Genomic DNA, 17,900 nt, shown 5'->3' with positions numbered 1-17,900 from the left:
CAATATTTGGTATTCAGAATGAGAAAATCTGTTAAAAATTTTCCCAATCTGAATACCAAACCTCATGGTCAGCCTGTCGACATTTTTTGTTCAAACTTCAGTTTATTAGTTCTGCCGTTGTTTATTCGTAGTTACATTTTTATAAATGGGGAATCAAACATGCTTAAACTTTGCCCGTCAATTAAAATATATCCTTGACCACGTTCACGTTTTAATATGTCATTAGCACTACGATTTTCTCCAAAAATCATTCTAAAGTTTTCTACAGAAAGGTTTCCCAAACCAATTTTTATAGCAGTATTATCACGTATCGCTAAATCGATAGAGTCAGAACTTGCCCGTTGCATAGCAATTAATACATGAATATTGGCTGCACGTCCTTTTAAGATTATATTTTTTATTCTCGTATTTAGTGTTTGCCATTCTTTTTTTTCGATTACTAAATTTAATGCAGCAAATTCATCGATAACTAGAAAAACGGCTTCATTGTCTTTAGATTTAGTGCTGTATCGTTGTTCCATTAATTCTTCAACCGATTCTATATAGAGTTTTATATCTTCGATTGAACTTGCTACCATAGGTAATTTAAATGTATCAGTTGCAACCTGTTCTAATTCATCAAATTTGCCATCACAAATATAAATCAAATATGGCGGTGCTTCTTTGAGCATTTTATGAATGATACTGAATAGTAAATATGATTTTCCAGTACCAGAGTTACCACCTAATAATAAATGAGGCTTATTAATGTAATCCCACTCAAAACGTTTCGACAATAAAATTTTTCCTTGAGGGTCATAACTCATCGTTATGGATAAGTCACAAACTTCTTGTGCAGTGTCTTCTTTATATAGAAGAATATATTCTACAAATCCAATTTCATTATTTTTTTGGAGTAATTTGGCGTTGAACAAACTTTGTAGCTGACTATTTAAATCGTGAAGTTTATCGTCTAGTGATGAGCCAGTCTTTAATAAGTGAAGAATTAAAAGTATGTCGTTGTGTTCGTTTTTTTTAGTTTTATATTTGATTTCAACGGATAATTGAACTTTGTTTAATCGTTGGTCGATACCTTCAATTTTTTTTAATTGTTTAATTTCATCAATTAAATAGAGGTCATTAGCTTGTAAAAAGTATTTCAGCTTATATCTAATAGTTGAGCGTCTAAAAGCCTTCAAAAACACTCTGTTATACAGTTTATTTAATTTTACTTTGAACATCATCATTTTATACACCTTTCTTTTAGGACGTTTCAAACAACAGTCTATGACGTCTCACAGCGTTCTGTGCAAGGCGTCATGAATTTTTCAAAAAATACAAAGCGTGAAATATCTAGCATTCCACGCTTAAAAAGACTATTCACTGATTTCTTGTAACTTATTTGCTGAAATTGTTACACCCGATTTTCCGTTATCCAATGTCCATGAGTTTGCAATTAACCCTTCAAAAGAAATGATTTGTCTTTTTTCAAATTTTTTAAACATTTGTTTTTCAGCACCTTTAATACGTACTTTGAATTTTTCGAATGTTGCCAAATTAATACAATGAATTTCTACGCCTTTTACTTCTTTTGTTGAGAAATCCAACCAGTTACTGACACCCATGTATGCAATACCATACTCGAAGCTTTTTTCTACATCAACATATAATCTCATTTTTCTTCCTCCATTCTATACAATGTTTAGTTGTATAGAAACAATATCAAAATTGGCTGTTATTTAGATTAAAGATATTAACTGATAATGGAAAAGCGTAAGAACAGATTCTGTTCTTACGCTTTAATGGTGATTATTTGTATTTTTAACTTTTTTTAATTTTCTAACTCTTGTTTTGCTATAATTTTATTTAGAATAACTTGATATTGAAATAAACCAATTAGCAATAAAAATGGTGAAAAAATATATTTAAAAAGAACTACAATGCCTTTTAGAATCCAATAAAAACCAGATAGTTTAAGTCGATCAGTACTTGTTCCAAATAATACATGGGCAGTTACGCTATTTTGTGCCCAACCATTTTCTATTTTTTCTGAAACAATTAAGAGTAATAGGTTTGTACCTAAAAAATAAGAGATGCCCCAAACTAATGAAAAGACTCTCTGACCTCCTGAAAATCCTATGATGATTGTTATTACTGAAACAATCAAACTAAATAGAACTTGAATAGGATAGACTTTGAAGAGACCTTTAAAATCATAAATTAAACTTTTCCAGTATTCACTCGATACCATATTAATTTTTGTCATATTTATCATTCCTAACTTTTTCTTTTATATTTTGGAACAAAACGTTCTTCTAACCCTTGTACACGTTTATCTGTATGTTCTATAGTTGTTTCAATATTTCGTGCTGTAATTGCCAATTCTCTGATTGTAGTCAGTTGTTGTTCCTGTAAGGCGTTAATCCCTTGAAGTTGACTTAATTGTTGGTAAGCTATTTGATTATTTTCTTCTAACAGATTGGAGTGTTTCTTTAATATTCCCATATGTTCTTGATGTTTATATTCTGAATCTAGTAATTGATAAGCTTCTTTTAAATTATCAGCTTGACCATAGTATAGATAATTGAATAACATCAAAATAGAATAAGAATCTCGAAATTGTACAGGAATCTTACTAGTATATTTGCTATTTTTTTCTATTAAAGCATCTAATTGGTTTTGGATATTCTTTCTTTTTACAAAAATATTGTTAATTTGAAGCTCCAAATTAGTTATAGAGTTTTTTATTTTCTTTCTTTTATAAAAATCATAAGCAATAAAACACGCTAAACTTAATAACAAGCTACTAAAGAAACTTGAATGAAAAAATATAACAGCAATTAATGCTAATATTCCTGAATAAATAAGATTTCTAAAAAAATGAGATTGGTTATGAAACGCCATATTTAGCTGTTTCTTTTTATTATCTATTTGAGCTACAGCATCTTCAAGTGCTATTATTGATGACTCAACTTCATTTTCTGCTTCGAATAATTGAAAAAGAAAAGGTAAATCTTCTTTTGTTGAAATTTGATAACTGCCCATACAAATTTTCTCCTTTCCATATTGTTTATTAAAAGCCTATTCAATAGATTAAAGTATTCCATGTTCTCCTGTTATGAAATCATAATAGGCTGTATAAAGCTTACTTTTAGCTACTGTACCATCTTCAGAGACTCCACCAAAAGAGTAGCCTGTATAAAGTATTCTATTACCATCAATCGTTGTATACGCGCCTTGCCCACCTCCATAACGAATCATCTGTGCACTATTTTCATCAACACCATATCTAGCTTGTTGCTTTATAAAACTATCTGTAACACCAACGTCATCAAGAATGTTATTGATAAAGTAATTGAGTATTTCATCGTCAGAAGGTTGATTTTCACTAGTATTTTTTTCTCCAGTATTATCATTGTTAACATAGCTTATCTGTTCATCAAAAAGTTCTTTTAAGTTATCCATCGGCTGCACTTTATTAGTCGCGTTATCGAAACTTGTTTTATTTTGATTGTAAGTTTGCAAGAGATTTTCAATTGATATTAATTCATTATTGACTTCAACTTCATCATAACCGTTAATACCTAAATAACAGACACCTTGTGTTGGAGTGACCCCTTCTGCACCCATTAAAAGCTTATAAATTGGATGGCCAGTTCCAGCTCCACTTGTAATTTGTAAATAAATATCCTTATCATCAATAGTATAATACAGAGTAAGTCCCTCTAAATTAGGATAATCTTTTACACGTGAGTCAACAGTATCTGCCATTAAGATTACCTTTAATTCCTGTGATAGCGCATCAAAGTGTGCTGTTAACGGTTTTTCTTCTGATATGTTCTCTGATAATGTAGATTCAATTGTAGCTTGAGTTGACGTACTAGTAGTTTCTAGTAATTGTTCACTAGTTGATGAAGTCGTATGGTTTATCTTTTTATTCATAGAACATGAGCTCAACAATAGTAAACTAATTCCAGCTACTAATACAATTTGCTTTTTTTTCATAATGTCTCCTTCCTAATAAATGTTTATAAATTAAGTATAATATAGCAGGATGACATAATATGTCGCGTCGGGTGATTGTATAAATATTTTGTAAAAGAAATGATTTTTATCATGAATAGTATTTTTTTACTTCATTTATATAGATTCATAACTTTATTTAATTCATTTTTAACTAATTTGACTAATGATGGAGGAGTTAGCACTTTAACAAAGGTACCCTGACTTAAAATCCAAAGTAAAGTCCCTTGCTCGAAAGAAGTTGCTTCTATTAATACGCTATTGTCGTCAAAATGTTTAATTACTTTTGAATTAGGCAATCTGTCTAAAGCAGTTTGAGGAAATGCCCAATATCTAAAAGTATAAGTTGTTTCTTTTCCTCCAGATAACAAATAGGTTTTATTACGCAAGACACCATCTTCTATTTTCTTTTTATAATCCAGTTTGATTTTGTTCTTTTTGGTTTTTGTTACGTTTGAAAATCTATCCAATCTATAGGGATAGCAACATTGGTATTTTTCAGAATACATTAGGATATAAAAGTAAAAATCAGCAAAATAAATACTTATCGGTAGCCCTTGTCCTTGTTTTGATGTACCATCTATACTATTTACATAAAGGTAATCAATAGTTTCCCTTTTTTCGATAAAGAAAATGAACTGTCGCATTAATGGCAAAAGCTGCTGACCATGTGTAACAGGTTGATAATTTATAACCCCACTAGAAATTAAAGACTTCATTTTCTTTTTATCTTTGTCAGGTAAAAAAGTGAGTAATAGATTGATAATTTTTGTTAACTCATTTTTAGTTAAAGAACGGGTTCCAATGACAAGTTTCAACAAGATTAGAATTTCTGCAAAGGTACTATCATTCTTAGAACTTAATGAATATTTTTTGAATTGTTTATTGTAGGATATGTCGCTACCCATTTCATGATTCTGAAGTGTTTTTTTAATAATTGAGATATCACGTTGTAAAGTTCGTTTGTTAATGGAGTATTCACTTATTAGTTCTTCTGTATAGATCGATTCTCCTTTTAGAAGCCTAATGAGAATACTAACTATTCGTTCGTTGCTATTCATTTAAATCCCTCCGTATTTTCAAAGATTATATAATTATATTTAGAATAACATACGGAACATTGACGTTTAAGGGATAGGAGTGATTGAAAAGAAAATTAACAATATGGACATACATAAGTCGTAAAAAGTGAAAGTATACAGGTTTTAATTTGTTAACTTTTTAGTTCCCGCTATTTGTAATACTAACTTGTACTTTATAATCATAATGTAAAGTTTGATATTTTTCAATATTAAACTAAACTTTTCTGTATTAAAGTAAAGTTTAATGGATGTTAAACGTTGCTAACTCCTTCTAAAATTAAAAGTATAGCTTTATTTAGAACGGAGAATATCTATGAATGAGGAAGAGGTTAAATCTTTTGCTAATGCAGAAGCTCAACGGATTATAGAACAGATTATTTCTTTACGTAAAAAGAAGGGTATGTCACAAGAATTGTTAGCCGAAAAATCAGGTATGAGTCGTAATACTATTATTCAAGTTGAGAAGAAAAAAGTAAAAATATCTCTTGTAACTTTCTGTGCATTGCTTAAAGGATTAGACGTGAGTTATACTGAATTTTTTAAAATAACGCAAGAAGAAAGTGATTTGGCAAATGAGGTTGGTGATGATATAGTTGAATTGATGAAAAAGTTGAATAATCATTCAAACAAAGAGGACTATATTAAAATTTTACGAACTTTAATAGATATAAAATAATGTTATAAGTTTAATTTTTTTGGATATGAGATGTAAATAATATAATAACGGATATGAATGGAGTGGTTTCATGGGAACTAATAAGGCTAGAATTGACAAATCTATTAAAAAAATTATTGAAGGAAAAACTATTGATGAAGCAAAATTAAGTATGCCAGAAATAACTAGTACAATAAAAAGTAATTTTATTGATAAAGAATTTTCTGAACAAGCTTATCAAAGTATTATTGGTGTTGTTGGCGGGAAACTTACGAAATTTTATTCATTGGAAGAAGATGAATATGAAGAAATTGCCAATAACCTTATTAAAAGAGAGCAATTAATAAATGAAATAATGGAACTGGTTGAAGAGACTAGTGATGTTGAAATGTCAGATGTATTATTGAAAGCTTTGAGAATTGCTTTAGGTGAAACTGTTAAAGAAGGAAAAGGTGAAACTTTCTTTGTAGAAAAATTGTTATATCAAATTGTGTTTTTATCTTTAGAAAACACAATGCAAGGGGCTTTGGAGGGATTAGATGAAGGTTTGACAATCCCGCAAATTAGAAAGGAGTTTATTCAACCTTTAGCAGATAAATTATTTGAAGATGATGTGCGAGAAAATGTTTCAAAATTGGTGGAAGGAAAGGTATCTTTGGCCACAATAAACCAGCAAATTTCAAATAAATTGAAAAATTTTGGTGGTTTCTAATGAATGAGAATTTACAGTTTCAAACTTTTATAAATGATGCTACAAGTTATTCTTACATGAACGAAGATGAAAGGTGTAAAGCTTGCGACATAGTTAATGTTATGCTTGCAGTATTTGATGGAGATATTTCTACAGGTGGTGATTCAGATAATAAAACATCTAGAAATATATCTATCTCTGCCAAAGTATATGATATTGAAAGCTGGAATCGATCAAAAGAAAAATTGATTAGTTTAATAAATTGGGTATCAGGTGATTTATTTAATGTATCTTTTATCGAAAATGAAGACTCGTTTGAGACGTTTCTTTTAGAAATACCCAGTTCACAAAAAAAGTGTATCACACTTTTTTCAGGAGGATTAGATTCTCTTGCGGGAGCTTATTATAACCTTGAAAATGGTATATCAAGTGATTACGTGGGTTACGTTAATAAAGGAGAAGAAAAAACACATCAATTATTGTTAAAAACGTTTTATGAAGATAAGTTTTCTGCTAGTGGAAGTGAGATTGATATTAGAAATAAGTATCAAAAGAAGAAAGCATTTTTCTTCCAGTCTACAAGATCACTGTTATATCTTTCTCTAGCTATATCTAGAGCAATATCAAATTCAACTAAAGAAATAAGAATGTATGAAAATGGTATTTTGTCATTAAATCCTGAATTTGGAAGATATACTACTAAAACGACACATCCTAAAACAATATTTCTTTATAATGAACTTCTGAAAGCTTTAGGTCATGATATTAGGATTTTCAATAAGTTTGAGTATCAAACAAAAGGCGAAGTTATTGAAAATATGAATTTAGAATTTAAATCGCAGATAAAAAATACATTTACATGTGGGAAAAGTAGAGCAGGAAAGCAATATAAACACAAAGGGCAATGTGGTACTTGTATTCCGTGTATATTAAGAAAAATATCGTTAGCAGCGTACGATAATGAATCTTTTGATACAAAATATTTTGTTGACTATAATGGTGTGAGTTCGGCTCCCAAAAATTATATGAATGATTACAATAAAAATTTGGGGTATTTTGAAGCATATGTTGAGGCTATAAAAAAGGATGAAATTTTTGGTGAGATACTGAATAATAACTCAAAATATCATGAGGATACCCAATATTTAGAAAAACAAAAAATAATGTTTGATAAATTTGTATTCGAATATGAAAGGTTTATTGAGAAATATGGGCTATGTTGACCTCCATGTTCATATAGATTTCTACTCTAATCCAACTGAATTAGCGAACGAATATGAAAATTTAAAAATTTATACAATATTTGTTACTTATTTACCAGAAATATTTTTAAAAACTCGACATGAATATGAAAATTACAAGTATGTACGAATGGCATTAGGATTTCATCCCGATATGGTGGGAGAATACTCGTTTGACAAAAATGAGTTTGAAAAATCCCTAAAATATACTAGATATATTGGAGAAGTAGGACTTGATTTTTCTGGGTCAAATCAACAGTTTAAAAATGAGCAACTAGATATTTTTAACCAGATAACTAGCCCAAAGTATAATAAGGGAAATGTCTATTCAATCCATTCGAGAAAAGCAGAATCTGAAGTTCTTGAAATACTGAAAAGGAATAATGTTAAGAATGCAATTTTTCATTGGTATACTGGCGGTAAAAAAACATTGAAAGATATTGCATCATCTGGATATTTTTTTTCTGTAAATCATAAAATGCTTACTTCAAAAAATGGCAGAGAAATCATTCAAAGTATTCCAAAATCACAGCTATTGTTTGAAACAGATGGTCCATTTGCAAGGAAAGATAAAAAAATTGTATACCCTAAAGATTTAAAAGAAATTTACTGGGATTTTGAGAAAGTAATACCAGATTTCGAAAAGATAGTTTTTTCAAATTTTAAAAGATTACTATTTCAAAAGGATATAGATAAACTCAACTAAAATATTTCTTTAATGTAGCTTTAGTATAATGTAAATGATTTCGGCTCGCGTAATTTTGTAAAGTAATTGACACCAATGGGTTCAATTATTCTGAAAGTCAATGAAATATTTATAGATGAAAACCTTCTTAAATGTTGATGTTAAAAGGTTTTTAAAGATTATTTAAGGTTCAAATAATCGAACCAGGTCTTAAGAAAGCTCGTAAAGCTTCACAGTTCTCAAAACGTTAATTATTTGGAGTCGTTGCGAACGTGTTCGCATACCAATCAATTACAATGTTTCAAGACACTTTCTCGTTGCGAGAAAGTGTCTTTTTTAACAATCTCTCTAACCCACGCCAATCCTCTCCAAAAAATGGTATCATTAAGTAATGAAACATAACCATAAAAAATAACAAATATCGGAGGCAGAAAATGAGTAGTGTGGTTTGTCAAAGTTGTGGGGCGAATGCGTTTAGATGGTACGATACCGCTGATCAAGTGGTGGAATGTAAGTATTGTCATTCCAAGCAAGCTTTTATAAAAGGTATGGGCGTCGAGTCAGCCATAAAAGTTGTTGGGGGAAAAGAAGAAGCGGAGACGGATTCTGAATACCAAGAACGGATTATTCATCAATTTGGTTTGAAAGATCAAGTGATTGAAGTGAAGAATTATTCATTAATCGATATTCCGTTAACATTTATTGTTTGGTTGTATTTGGATATTTTATTAGGAGCTTTGTTTATCTGTGGTGGTTTTCTATTTAAAAACTATCGAGCTTGGTACGCCAATTTACTTCGTTGGCACTTTTATGGTTGGCGTTATACAAAGTCAGCGACTGAAAAAGAGAAGGCAAGTCAACGGATTAGAGGCAGTCTGTTGATTAAATGGCTACTTCAAGAGGATCCCAACAAAACGAAAAAATTAATAATGGTTGGCGTGTCCATCCTGTTCACTTTCCTGTTCGTTTATACTACAGGAAATGGCGCTGTCTAAACGAAATATTTATTGAAACACTTTCTGTTGATAGAAAGTGTTTTAACACAAAATAAAAAAAGTGGGCCATAAGTCGAAATGACTTATGGCCCACTAGCTATATTTTAAGATAATCATCTGAACAAAAGAGACTCTCCTTATAACCCTCACCGAGAAGACAAAATTTCATAAATCACATAGAGTTCCCAGTTGGAAATCTCTATTCGATAAAACTGTTCTAGGGTATAGAAAATGTTTTTAGCATTTTGGAAAAATGGTTTTTGGTTAATGGTTAGTTCCTCTAGGTTAGCAGGGATTTCATAGTCTTCAACGCCGAGCATGGTTCGCTCTACCATGAGCGCGTTGTGCATCATTAAGTTAAATTTCATTTTGCCGCTGAGTGTGAGGTCGAAGCGTTTTTCAATGTTTTTTGTAACGTTTTCGACTTGTTTAATAATGACGTCAGGATTTAGAAATTCTAGTTTTTCTGACAAGCCCTCTTTCGAGAAGAAGTGAACAAATTCGTTAATCATGCTATCGATGTTATTGGGATGCATCAAGTTTTGGAAAGGTTCCATCAACTGGGTTCCTGCATCTTCGTCTAACATGTCTAAGAGATTCACGCTAGCAACATTCGTATGATTGTCTAAGTAGGACGTCGTCAAAATGAGCGAGGTTTCTTTTAAATAATTTTCTTCGGCGTTGGCAATGTCTAACGTGTTTACCAAATCTTTGTATTTTAGGGTAATGACTTTAATATCAGTATACAGGTATTTTTGACAGATTTGTTTGATTTGCTTGGCAATATCCAGACCTGAAATACTAGAGACAATGATATTTTTTTCCACTGAAAAGCCTTCAAAGTACTGTACATCGGTTTTAAATTTTTTTTCAGCGGTTTTAGCAATACCATAGAAAAGTTGTTCGTTCATTAATTGATGACCAATTTCCAACGCATAGGCAGTGGTCAGGTTATTGATCACCAAGAGTTCTCCAAGAATTTGCGGTTTCAAACTTTTATAAAGTTGTGTCAGGGAACCCATATCGACGAGCATAATGACGCCTTGTGATGTGTCCCGCTGAGAAAGCCAGTCTTTAACTTCGGCGACGATATCTCGGACGGAGGAGGTTAAGGGCATGTTAATCGCATCGAAAATATAGGTACCACATAATTTGTTGGCAACGGCTTGAATACTTGTGGCAGTCGATTCACCATGCGCCACGAGGAGAGCTTGGTAAGGAATCGTTTCAGAAATTTCTCCGCTAAGTAATACAGATAAGAGTACCTCTGTCAAGAAACGGTATTCTTCTGGCAGCGGACTGACTAAGTTTTTCACGAGGGAAACCGTTCGCGGATAGTGTTCTTTTAACTGTGTTTGGACTGGAAGGAGCACTGTTTCGTTAAATGTTGGCGGTAAAATTTTCAGCAATTTGGCAACATCTTTCATCGGTTTTTCAGTTTGCTCAGGTTGATTAATAATTAGTTTGTTTTTGGTTTGGACTTCCGTGACTAGGTTTTGTAAAAAATAATCATTTTCCAAGGTTATTTCATCGTCTAAACAATATTTAATGAATTGTGTCAGTTCAGTTTTTAAGTGGGCCAGTGTTTTTTCTTTTGTAAACAAGGCTTCAAATGTTGCGAAAATATCGGAAGAAAGTGTGTCTTCTTCTAACACTTCTTTGTCTAAAGGAATCGCAATCATTGGTTGAGTCGCATCGCCAATGACGACAGGTTGATTGGGCAAAGTTTTTCGTAATTGCGACGCGCAAAGGAGCTGCACTTTGTTGGATAAACTCCCCACGTTGCCAGGTTCGTCATTTTCTAATAATGCCGTAAAGATTTCTTCGTCCACGTTGATGTCTTTGGTCATTCGTTTCGCTTCTCGGTGGAATAAGTTTTTTAAAATCGCAATCCGTTCTCGAATGGGGCGCTTTTTGAAGTTCGGAAGTGAGACGATTACGGAAATTCGGCGATAAAAGGTTGGTAATAAGACTTTTTTCGGGTTTTCGGTGGTTGCAAATAGTAGCCGGACCTTGGAATGCACCATTTTTCCTTCTTCACCAATGGGGCGGAAGGTTCCTGTATCCATAAACTGAAAGAGTTTTTCTTGGTTTTCGTTGGATAATCGATGTACTTCATCTAAAAAGAGTACGGAATTATTGGCTTGGGCCAAGAGTCCTTGCTTTTCTGATTCAGCTCCAGTAAATGCGCCTTTGGTATGGCCGAAGAGAATGGATGACAGTAATTCGGGATTGTTGGCATAATCGGCACAGTTAAAGGTGTAGAATTTTTCCAGGCCAATGATTTGTTCGTTTTTTAGATACTCATAAATCAGCTTTGCCAAAAAGCTTTTGCCGACGCCACTGGCTCCATGGATTAATAAAGGCATACCCAATGGGGGATACAACATAGCGGCTTTGCATTGTTCGATGGCTTTTTTGGCGCTGCCTTGGCTACCGATGTATTGTCGAAACACATCGGTCGTGGGGGTTGTTGCACGGGTTAATTGCCAATAAACGGGTTTTTTTCCCGTTTGTTGGACTTCACCTTTTTCCAATAATTTATTTAAGTATAAGCTGGTTACCGAGCGGCTTAATTGAATTTTTGTGGCAATTTCTTGTGTGCTCATCGGGGTGTTGCTGGTTTCTAAAATATCAACTAAGTGTTGGTAGGTCTCCAAGCGCATGATTCATCGTCCTTCCAAAAGAGAGGTCGGGACAGGGGTTGCTTCTGTTCCCGCCGTTTATCAGCTTTTAAGCCTGAGATAAAAATCACTTTGGATTTTTGTCTCAGGCTCTAAGTGTTTAATAATTAAATGTTTATTGTTTCAATTTTAACAGATGCCTAGTAATCCTAGCAAGATGCCTAAGAACATGATACCAAACATCACCACGTTAACATTGACTTTTTTGCGTAATAGCCAGAAAGCAAGTAACGTCACGGCTAATGGTACGATACCGACGAATAGTTGATCCAAATAGTCTTGGATTTTAACTACGTCTTTGCTTCCTTTAACGGAAACTTCAAGAATCGTTTTGAATTTTACATTTGAAGCAGTCATACTGCCCATCATCATTAAGCCTAGCATACTTGATACTTTTGTGAGTATCTTCATTCCGCCTGATTCGTACATTTTTTGGATAAAACTTTCACCGATTGAATAGCCGCTATACAACGCATAATAGTGAATTAAGAACGCAGGAACGTTGTATAAAAGTAAGAAGACAATCGCCCCTAATGGCGAACCAGTGCTGGCTAATGAAATCCCAATACCAGCAGCAATGACACGCAAGATGCCCCAGAAGAAGGAATCACCGATGCCTGAAAGTGGCCCCATTAGTGAGGCTTTAACTGCTGTAATAGAGCTAGCATCAAAGTTTTCGTCTTCACTGTTTTGTTTTTCCATCGAAGCAACGAGCCCCATAATGAAGTTATTGATATGCATGGTTGCATTGAACCAAGTGGTGTGACGCACCAATGCCTCGGCCCGTTCTTCCTTGGTTTTATAAAAACGATTGATAACTGGGAGTAAAGTGTACATGACACCCACTGCGTGGTATTGTGTAGCTCCTGTCCGGCTAGCATTCATCGTCCAAGAACGCCAGAAAACAGAGCGCATCATTTTTTTCTCTTCTTTAGATAAATTCTCTTTTAACTTCATGCGAAAAAGTCCTCCTCTTCGATTTCTTTCGCGCTGCCTTCAACCGCAGAAGACGCCGCAGGTTTTCTTTTTAGAATGTCGCGAAATTCTACATCCCGTTGGGCACTCACGACACAAATTACTGTCCCGATGACCGCTACCGCAACGGCTGGTAATTGTAGGTACGCGGTTAAAACAAAGCCTAAAATGTAAAAGACGGCTAATTTATTATCCCATAACAGTTTCATTAACATAGCAAACCCAACGGCAGGTAAAAGTCCGCCAGCTGCGCTTAAGCCGTTCATCAAATTTTGTGGAATGCTTTCAACAAACAGATTTACTGGCCCGCTTCCTGCTAAAATTCCGATAAATGAAATCGAAGCGATGATTAAATAATAAATAATCCACGTTCCGTAATGCAGTGTCACAACCATTTTTTGGTTGCCTTCACGTGCTGCTTTGTCAAGAGAAGGAGCAAAGATATTCATAAAGACATTTTTTAAAAACATCACCACGAAAGCGGCTAACATCCCAATTGGTACGGCTAACGTCATGGCGGCTTTTTGTTCGACATTTGAAATAATTGCAAACGTTGTGGCTAAAGTAGTCGCAGTTACAGGTTCCGCTGCGATAACACCACCGATATTAACGTTTCCTAAGAAAATTGCTTCCAAAGAGGCCCCCATTAAGACCCCTGTTTTCATGTCGCCCATTAAAATTCCTGTGACTAATCCAACGACTAAGGGACGTTCCATCATACTTTGACCAGTTAAATAATTCCCAGCAAAACAGATAAATACAGCTAAGGCTGCCATTGTTGCATGCATAAGCATTGTTCATTTCCTCCTTTTAATTGACGGCTTGTTTTAGACTTAATTTTGAGTTGGTTGGCAGTACTTGGTTATAGCTTTCCACGTGAGTCAAACTGGCTAATTCTTTGGCAGCTTCTAACTCTTCAGGGTTTAATTGGACACTTGGGAAAACCATTGTTTTGGTGGCTGGATCTGATTTATCAAAGCGGCCAGCGTTGGCAACATTCACACTTTCAATATCTGTCACGTTTTTCGCAATTTTAGTAGCATCCGCTACACTGTTCACAATTACAAAAATTCGTTTGTCTTTGCCACGAGGATCATTGAAGACATCAATCGCATCATCGACTGAGCGAATTAATAGTTTCATGCCATTGGGGACAGCCATTTTTAACGTCATTTGCATTACTTCGTTTTTGGCTGCTTCATCATTCGCTACAACTAATAAGGGGGCATTCAATTCTTTGGTCCAAACTACGGCTACTTGGCCGTGAATTAATCTGTCGTCTACTCGTACTTGTGTAATCATTTTAATTTCCTCCTAAAAAAAGTTTTCTTTTTCATTTGATGGGTTTAATTCAACGAATTGAATTTGTGCTTCAGCAATTGCTGCTTGAATATCTTCTTTGGTTAGCTTTTCGCCTTCTTTTAAGAAAATCAGCGACAAGGCAATGGCTAAGTTGGCATTGGAAATGATAAAAACATTGTCTGGTTTTGTCGTCATGACTTCTTGAACAATTTTTTGATTGACACTACCACCATATAAATCTGTTAAAATAATAGCTTGTTCTTCTGCGCCAAGGGACTGAAGAAACGTTTGAATAATTGGCGTGTAGTCTTCAGGAGTCACATAGGCATTGATGACCGCCAGCTCTTTTCCTTTGTCTGCGAGAATATCCAAGGAACTTTGGAAGCCTTTCGCTAAGTTTCCGTGACTAGCAATTAAAAATTTTCTTTTCATTCTTTTCACCTCACTTTTATATAAAGCAAGTTCTGTGCCAAAAAAAGAGAACTCTAAATCCTTGATTTGAAAGGGTTTTAACGCTCTTGAAACTGTTTAAACAGTTTCAAGTCAAAATAAACACGTTATTCGTTGGCTAGTTTGTTGTTGAAAAATAGCTAAGCAAAACTGTGAAATTTAATCAAAATAACCCCCGTTTTTATCGAGAAGTGTTACAATAATACTCATGAATATTTATACATTAAGGAGAGTTACGAATGACTGATGCTCTTGTGATACAAGATTTACGCAAAGTGTACGCTTCAGGTGTTGAAGCGTTGCGGGGGATTGATTTAACAGTCGAAGAAGGCGATTTTTATGCTCTTTTGGGACCGAATGGCGCAGGAAAATCAACGACGATTGGGATTGTGACCTCGTTAGTTAATAAGACTTCGGGGAAAGTCAAAATTTTTGGGTATGATTTAGATACGGAGATGGTGCGGGCGAAGCAACAGATTGGGTTAGTGCCGCAGGAGTTTAACTTCAATCCGTTTGAAACGGTCCAGCAGATTGTGGTCAATCAAGCGGGCTATTATGGGGTGTCTCGTAAAGAAGCCATGAAACGGAGTGAAAAGTATTTAAAACAATCCAATTTATGGGAAAAACGGAACGAACGGGCGCGAATGCTTTCTGGCGGAATGAAACGTCGCTTGATGATTGCTCGCGCGCTGATGCATGAGCCGAAGTTATTGATTTTAGATGAACCAACTGCAGGTGTCGATATTGAATTGCGCCGTGAAATGTGGGCCTTTTTACAAGAGTTAAATGCGCAGGGAACCACGATTATTTTGACGACCCATTACTTAGAAGAAGCTGAGATGTTGTGTCGCAACATTGGGATTATTCAGTCTGGTGAATTGATTGAAAACACCAGCATGAAGCACTTGTTAGCAAAATTACAATTTGAAACGTTTATTTTTGATTTAGCACCTTATACGCAGGCACCAGTTATTGAAGGCTATCAAAGCGTATTTGAGGACGAGTTAACGTTAGCGGTGGAAGTAGAACGAAACCAAGGAGTCAATCACTTGTTTGAACAGCTAAGTCAACAAGGAATCAAAGTATTGTCAATGCGGAATAAGTCCAACCGTTTGGAAGAGCTCTTCTTGAAGATTACCGAGGATACGTACCAAAGGGAGGATCAACATGTTTAGTCTGTATTTTACTGCTTTAAAAAGTTTAGCTGTGAAGGAAACCAACCGTTATTTACGAATTTGGGTCCAAACACTGGTACCGCCAGTGATTACGACGTCCTTATATTTTGTGATTTTTGGGAAAATGATTGGCGGGCGAATTGGCGATATGGGCGGTTTTTCTTATATGGAATTTATCGTGCCAGGTTTAATTATGATGTCAGCCATTACAAGCTCGTATGCCAATGTTTCATCTTCCTTTTTCTCACAAAAATTCCAGAAAAATATCGAAGAAATTCTCGTGGCGCCAGTTCCAACTCATGTGATTATTTGGGGATTTGTGATTGGTGGCGTTGGTCGTAGTATTTTGGTCGGTGCGTTAGTCACCATCATTTCTCTATTTTTCGTCCCATTGCACGTTGTTTCTTGGCTGATGGTCATCATGACTTTATTGATGACAGCGATTCTCTTTTCTTTAGCTGGTTTGTTAAATGGTATTTTTGCGCAATCCTATGATGATGTATCGATTGTGCCGACCTTTGTGTTACAGCCTTTAACCTATTTGGGTGGGGTTTTCTATGCCATTTCCATGTTGCCGCCATTTTGGCAAGCTGTTTCAAAAGTTAATCCGATTGTTTACATGATTTCTGGGTTCCGCTACGGTTTCCTAGGGGTTCAAGATGTGCCAATTGGTATTTCTATGACCATTTTAATCTTATTTATTGTCGTTTTATATGGCATTTGTTGGTACCTTGTAGAAACAGGGCGTGGCTTACGTAGTTAAGCCGTAAAAAGATTAAACTGTCTGAATCACTCATTCTAGCGAGCAGATTCAGACAGTTTTCTTGTTTCTAAGTATGCTTTTTTGATTCTTCGTGCATTTCCCTGTATAATAGCAATGTTTCGCACCAGAATATGTCGACAAGTTGTCGTTGAAAATAAAGAAAAAATCAGAAACGGAGTATATGAAGATGAGCAAGAATTTTTGGGCAACATTGCCAAAGCCCTTTTTTGTTTTAGCACCAATGGAAGACGTCACTGATGTGGTCTTTCGTCATGTCGTGAAAGAAGCTGGGGCGCCAGATGTGTTTTTTACAGAGTTTACTAATTCAGATAGTTATTGTCATCCTGAAGGAAAAGACAGTGTGCGCGGGCGCCTCGTTTTTACAGAAGATGAACAGCCGATGGTGGCACATATTTGGGGGGATAAACCGGAATTTTTCCGTGAAATGAGTATCGGCGTAGCGGAGATGGGCTTTCAAGGATTAGACATAAATATGGGCTGTCCTGTGCCCAACGTGGCTGAGCGTGGAAAAGGCAGCGGGCTAATTTTGCGCCCAGAAGTCGCGGCTGAATTGATTGACGCCGCCAAAGCAGGTGGCTTACCTGTTAGTGTCAAAACACGCATTGGGTTTACTGAAATGGCGGAAATGGAGGCATGGATCACGCATTTATTAGAGCAAGACATTGCGAATCTATCCATTCATTTGCGAACACGAAAAGAGATGAGCAAAGTGGATGCTCATTGGGAGGTCATTCCGCAAATTATGGCTATTCGGGACCGTGTCGCACCGCAAACGACAATTACGATTAATGGGGATATTCCCGATCGTCAAAAGGGCCTAGAATTAGCAGAACAATATGGTGTAGATGGCATCATGATTGGCCGGGGGATTTTTAAAAATCCTTATGCCTTTGAAAAAGAACCCAAAACGCATACGCCACAAGAATTGCTGGGCTTGCTACGTTTACAATTGGATTTGCAAGACAAATATGCGGAATTGGTGCCTCGCTCCATTGTTGGGTTGCATCGCTTCTTTAAAATTTATGTCAAAGGCTTTCCAGGTGCCAGTGATTTAAGAGCACAATTAATGAATACAAAATCAACGGATGAAGTGCGCCAGTTGTTAGCGACGTTTGAAGCAGAACATGGTGTGCTTGACTAAATAAAAAAAGAGAGGAGGCAGCATTTTAGCTAATGCTA

19 protein-coding genes are annotated in these 17,900 nt (G+C 34.9%); 8 read left to right on the top strand and 11 right to left on the bottom strand.

Annotated features, from left to right (window positions below):
* Nucleotides 1-131: 131 nt before the first annotated feature.
* The 6 genes from IGI63_RS08930 to IGI63_RS08905 form a co-directional block, all read right to left on the bottom strand.
* Nucleotides 132-1,226, bottom strand: coding sequence for an FtsK/SpoIIIE domain-containing protein (locus IGI63_RS08930; RefSeq protein WP_429975691.1), 1,095 nt, complete (start codon nt 1,224-1,226; stop codon nt 132-134).
* Between the two features lie 129 nt (nt 1,227-1,355).
* On the bottom strand, nt 1,356-1,655 hold the full coding sequence (locus tag IGI63_RS08925; RefSeq protein WP_375356278.1) for a hypothetical protein: 300 nt from the start codon (nt 1,653-1,655) through the stop codon (nt 1,356-1,358).
* A 155-nt stretch (nt 1,656-1,810) separates the two neighbouring features.
* A complete protein-coding gene (locus tag IGI63_RS08920) occupies nt 1,811-2,245 on the bottom strand; it encodes a hypothetical protein (RefSeq protein ID WP_375356276.1) in 435 nt (144 codons plus the stop codon).
* Nucleotides 2,246-2,256: 11 nt separating this feature from the next.
* Nucleotides 2,257-3,024 (bottom strand): hypothetical protein, encoded by a 768-nt coding sequence (locus IGI63_RS08915; RefSeq protein WP_429975690.1) that lies wholly within the window; start codon nt 3,022-3,024, stop codon nt 2,257-2,259.
* Between the two features lie 48 nt (nt 3,025-3,072).
* Nucleotides 3,073-3,984, bottom strand: coding sequence for a hypothetical protein (locus tag IGI63_RS08910; RefSeq protein WP_429975689.1), 912 nt, complete (start codon nt 3,982-3,984; stop codon nt 3,073-3,075).
* 131 nt (nt 3,985-4,115) lie between these two features.
* The gene (locus IGI63_RS08905) at nt 4,116-5,063 is read right to left on the bottom strand and encodes a helix-turn-helix transcriptional regulator (protein WP_429975688.1); all 948 of its coding nucleotides are present in this window, start codon (nt 5,061-5,063) and stop codon (nt 4,116-4,118) included.
* A gap of 334 nt (nt 5,064-5,397) precedes the next feature.
* On the opposite strand from IGI63_RS08905, the gene IGI63_RS08900 reads away from it, so the two are divergent.
* The 5 genes from IGI63_RS08900 to IGI63_RS08880 all read left to right on the top strand — a co-directional run bounded on the left by IGI63_RS08900 (nt 5,398) and on the right by IGI63_RS08880 (nt 9,351).
* Complete coding sequence (locus IGI63_RS08900) at nt 5,398-5,760, top strand: helix-turn-helix domain-containing protein (RefSeq protein ID WP_429975687.1); 363 nt, start codon at nt 5,398-5,400, stop codon at nt 5,758-5,760.
* Nucleotides 5,761-5,830: 70 nt separating this feature from the next.
* On the top strand, nt 5,831-6,451 hold the full coding sequence (locus IGI63_RS08895; RefSeq protein ID WP_429975686.1) for a hypothetical protein: 621 nt from the start codon (nt 5,831-5,833) through the stop codon (nt 6,449-6,451).
* Entirely contained in the window at nt 6,451-7,653 is a 1,203-nt protein-coding gene (locus tag IGI63_RS08890) for a hypothetical protein (RefSeq protein ID WP_429975685.1), read from the top strand. The genes IGI63_RS08895 and IGI63_RS08890 overlap by 1 nt, the downstream gene beginning before the upstream one ends.
* Complete coding sequence (locus tag IGI63_RS08885; RefSeq protein ID WP_429975991.1) at nt 7,640-8,377, top strand: TatD family hydrolase; 738 nt, start codon at nt 7,640-7,642, stop codon at nt 8,375-8,377. Before IGI63_RS08890 ends, IGI63_RS08885 begins: the two co-directional genes overlap by 14 nt.
* Before the next feature lie 413 nt (nt 8,378-8,790).
* On the top strand, nt 8,791-9,351 hold the full coding sequence (locus IGI63_RS08880; protein ID WP_429975684.1) for a hypothetical protein: 561 nt from the start codon (nt 8,791-8,793) through the stop codon (nt 9,349-9,351).
* Nucleotides 9,352-9,497: 146 nt separating this feature from the next.
* Here the strand turns inward: IGI63_RS08880 and IGI63_RS08875 are convergent, their stop codons facing one another.
* From IGI63_RS08875 to IGI63_RS08855, 5 genes are all read right to left on the bottom strand, one after another.
* Nucleotides 9,498-12,017 carry a sigma 54-interacting transcriptional regulator gene (locus IGI63_RS08875; protein WP_429975683.1) on the bottom strand — a complete coding sequence of 840 codons (2,520 nt, stop codon included), beginning with the start codon at nt 12,015-12,017 and terminating at the stop codon, nt 9,498-9,500.
* A 147-nt stretch (nt 12,018-12,164) separates the two neighbouring features.
* Nucleotides 12,165-12,992, bottom strand: a complete 828-nt coding sequence (locus IGI63_RS08870; protein ID WP_002354796.1) for a PTS system mannose/fructose/sorbose family transporter subunit IID — start codon at nt 12,990-12,992, stop codon at nt 12,165-12,167.
* The gene (locus IGI63_RS08865; RefSeq protein ID WP_002365419.1) at nt 12,989-13,804 is read right to left on the bottom strand and encodes a PTS mannose/fructose/sorbose/N-acetylgalactosamine transporter subunit IIC; all 816 of its coding nucleotides are present in this window, start codon (nt 13,802-13,804) and stop codon (nt 12,989-12,991) included. Before IGI63_RS08865 ends, IGI63_RS08870 begins: the two co-directional genes overlap by 4 nt.
* 16 nt (nt 13,805-13,820) lie before the next feature.
* Entirely contained in the window at nt 13,821-14,312 is a 492-nt protein-coding gene (locus IGI63_RS08860) for a PTS system mannose/fructose/N-acetylgalactosamine-transporter subunit IIB (RefSeq protein ID WP_002354800.1), read from the bottom strand.
* Nucleotides 14,313-14,324: 12 nt separating this feature from the next.
* A complete protein-coding gene (locus IGI63_RS08855) occupies nt 14,325-14,744 on the bottom strand; it encodes a PTS sugar transporter subunit IIA (protein WP_429975682.1) in 420 nt (139 codons plus the stop codon).
* Nucleotides 14,745-15,001: 257 nt separating this feature from the next.
* Between IGI63_RS08855 and IGI63_RS08850 the strand changes: the two genes are divergently transcribed.
* The 3 genes from IGI63_RS08850 to IGI63_RS08840 all read left to right on the top strand — a co-directional run bounded on the left by IGI63_RS08850 (nt 15,002) and on the right by IGI63_RS08840 (nt 17,862).
* A complete protein-coding gene (locus IGI63_RS08850) occupies nt 15,002-15,937 on the top strand; it encodes an ABC transporter ATP-binding protein (protein ID WP_002354809.1) in 936 nt (311 codons plus the stop codon).
* Complete coding sequence (locus IGI63_RS08845; protein ID WP_002354811.1) at nt 15,930-16,700, top strand: ABC transporter permease; 771 nt, start codon at nt 15,930-15,932, stop codon at nt 16,698-16,700. The genes IGI63_RS08850 and IGI63_RS08845 overlap by 8 nt, the downstream gene beginning before the upstream one ends.
* A 187-nt stretch (nt 16,701-16,887) precedes the next feature.
* Complete coding sequence (locus tag IGI63_RS08840) at nt 16,888-17,862, top strand: tRNA dihydrouridine synthase (RefSeq protein WP_002413934.1); 975 nt, start codon at nt 16,888-16,890, stop codon at nt 17,860-17,862.
* Nucleotides 17,863-17,900 lie beyond the last annotated feature (38 nt).

Origin of the sequence: Enterococcus sp. DIV0086 (genome assembly GCF_050498705.1) — a bacterium.
GTDB lineage: Bacteria > Bacillota > Bacilli > Lactobacillales > Enterococcaceae > Enterococcus > Enterococcus faecalis.
Note: the sequence above shows the minus strand (reverse complement) of the source record. Positions and strands in the feature narration are given on the sequence as shown.

Excerpts from the sequence above, each read along its gene's own strand:
- IGI63_RS08930 (WP_429975691.1), bottom strand. The coding sequence starts at position 1,226 with ATGATGATGTTCAAAGTAAAATTAAATAAACTGTATAACAGAGTGTTT.
- IGI63_RS08925 (WP_375356278.1), bottom strand. The coding sequence starts at position 1,655 with ATGAGATTATATGTTGATGTAGAAAAAAGCTTCGAGTATGGTATTGCA.
- IGI63_RS08920 (WP_375356276.1), bottom strand. The coding sequence starts at position 2,245 with ATGACAAAAATTAATATGGTATCGAGTGAATACTGGAAAAGTTTAATT.
- IGI63_RS08915 (WP_429975690.1), bottom strand. The coding sequence starts at position 3,024 with ATGGGCAGTTATCAAATTTCAACAAAAGAAGATTTACCTTTTCTTTTT.
- IGI63_RS08910 (WP_429975689.1), bottom strand. The coding sequence starts at position 3,984 with ATGAAAAAAAAGCAAATTGTATTAGTAGCTGGAATTAGTTTACTATTG.
- IGI63_RS08905 (WP_429975688.1), bottom strand. The coding sequence starts at position 5,063 with ATGAATAGCAACGAACGAATAGTTAGTATTCTCATTAGGCTTCTAAAA.
- IGI63_RS08900 (WP_429975687.1), top strand. The coding sequence starts at position 5,398 with ATGAATGAGGAAGAGGTTAAATCTTTTGCTAATGCAGAAGCTCAACGG.
- IGI63_RS08895 (WP_429975686.1), top strand. The coding sequence starts at position 5,831 with ATGGGAACTAATAAGGCTAGAATTGACAAATCTATTAAAAAAATTATT.
- IGI63_RS08890 (WP_429975685.1), top strand. The coding sequence starts at position 6,451 with ATGAATGAGAATTTACAGTTTCAAACTTTTATAAATGATGCTACAAGT.
- IGI63_RS08885 (WP_429975991.1), top strand. The coding sequence starts at position 7,640 with ATGGGCTATGTTGACCTCCATGTTCATATAGATTTCTACTCTAATCCA.
- IGI63_RS08880 (WP_429975684.1), top strand. The coding sequence starts at position 8,791 with ATGAGTAGTGTGGTTTGTCAAAGTTGTGGGGCGAATGCGTTTAGATGG.
- IGI63_RS08875 (WP_429975683.1), bottom strand. The coding sequence starts at position 12,017 with ATGCGCTTGGAGACCTACCAACACTTAGTTGATATTTTAGAAACCAGC.
- IGI63_RS08870 (WP_002354796.1), bottom strand. The coding sequence starts at position 12,992 with ATGAAGTTAAAAGAGAATTTATCTAAAGAAGAGAAAAAAATGATGCGC.
- IGI63_RS08865 (WP_002365419.1), bottom strand. The coding sequence starts at position 13,804 with ATGCTTATGCATGCAACAATGGCAGCCTTAGCTGTATTTATCTGTTTT.
- IGI63_RS08860 (WP_002354800.1), bottom strand. The coding sequence starts at position 14,312 with ATGATTACACAAGTACGAGTAGACGACAGATTAATTCACGGCCAAGTA.
- IGI63_RS08855 (WP_429975682.1), bottom strand. The coding sequence starts at position 14,744 with ATGAAAAGAAAATTTTTAATTGCTAGTCACGGAAACTTAGCGAAAGGC.
- IGI63_RS08850 (WP_002354809.1), top strand. The coding sequence starts at position 15,002 with ATGACTGATGCTCTTGTGATACAAGATTTACGCAAAGTGTACGCTTCA.
- IGI63_RS08845 (WP_002354811.1), top strand. The coding sequence starts at position 15,930 with ATGTTTAGTCTGTATTTTACTGCTTTAAAAAGTTTAGCTGTGAAGGAA.
- IGI63_RS08840 (WP_002413934.1), top strand. The coding sequence starts at position 16,888 with ATGAGCAAGAATTTTTGGGCAACATTGCCAAAGCCCTTTTTTGTTTTA.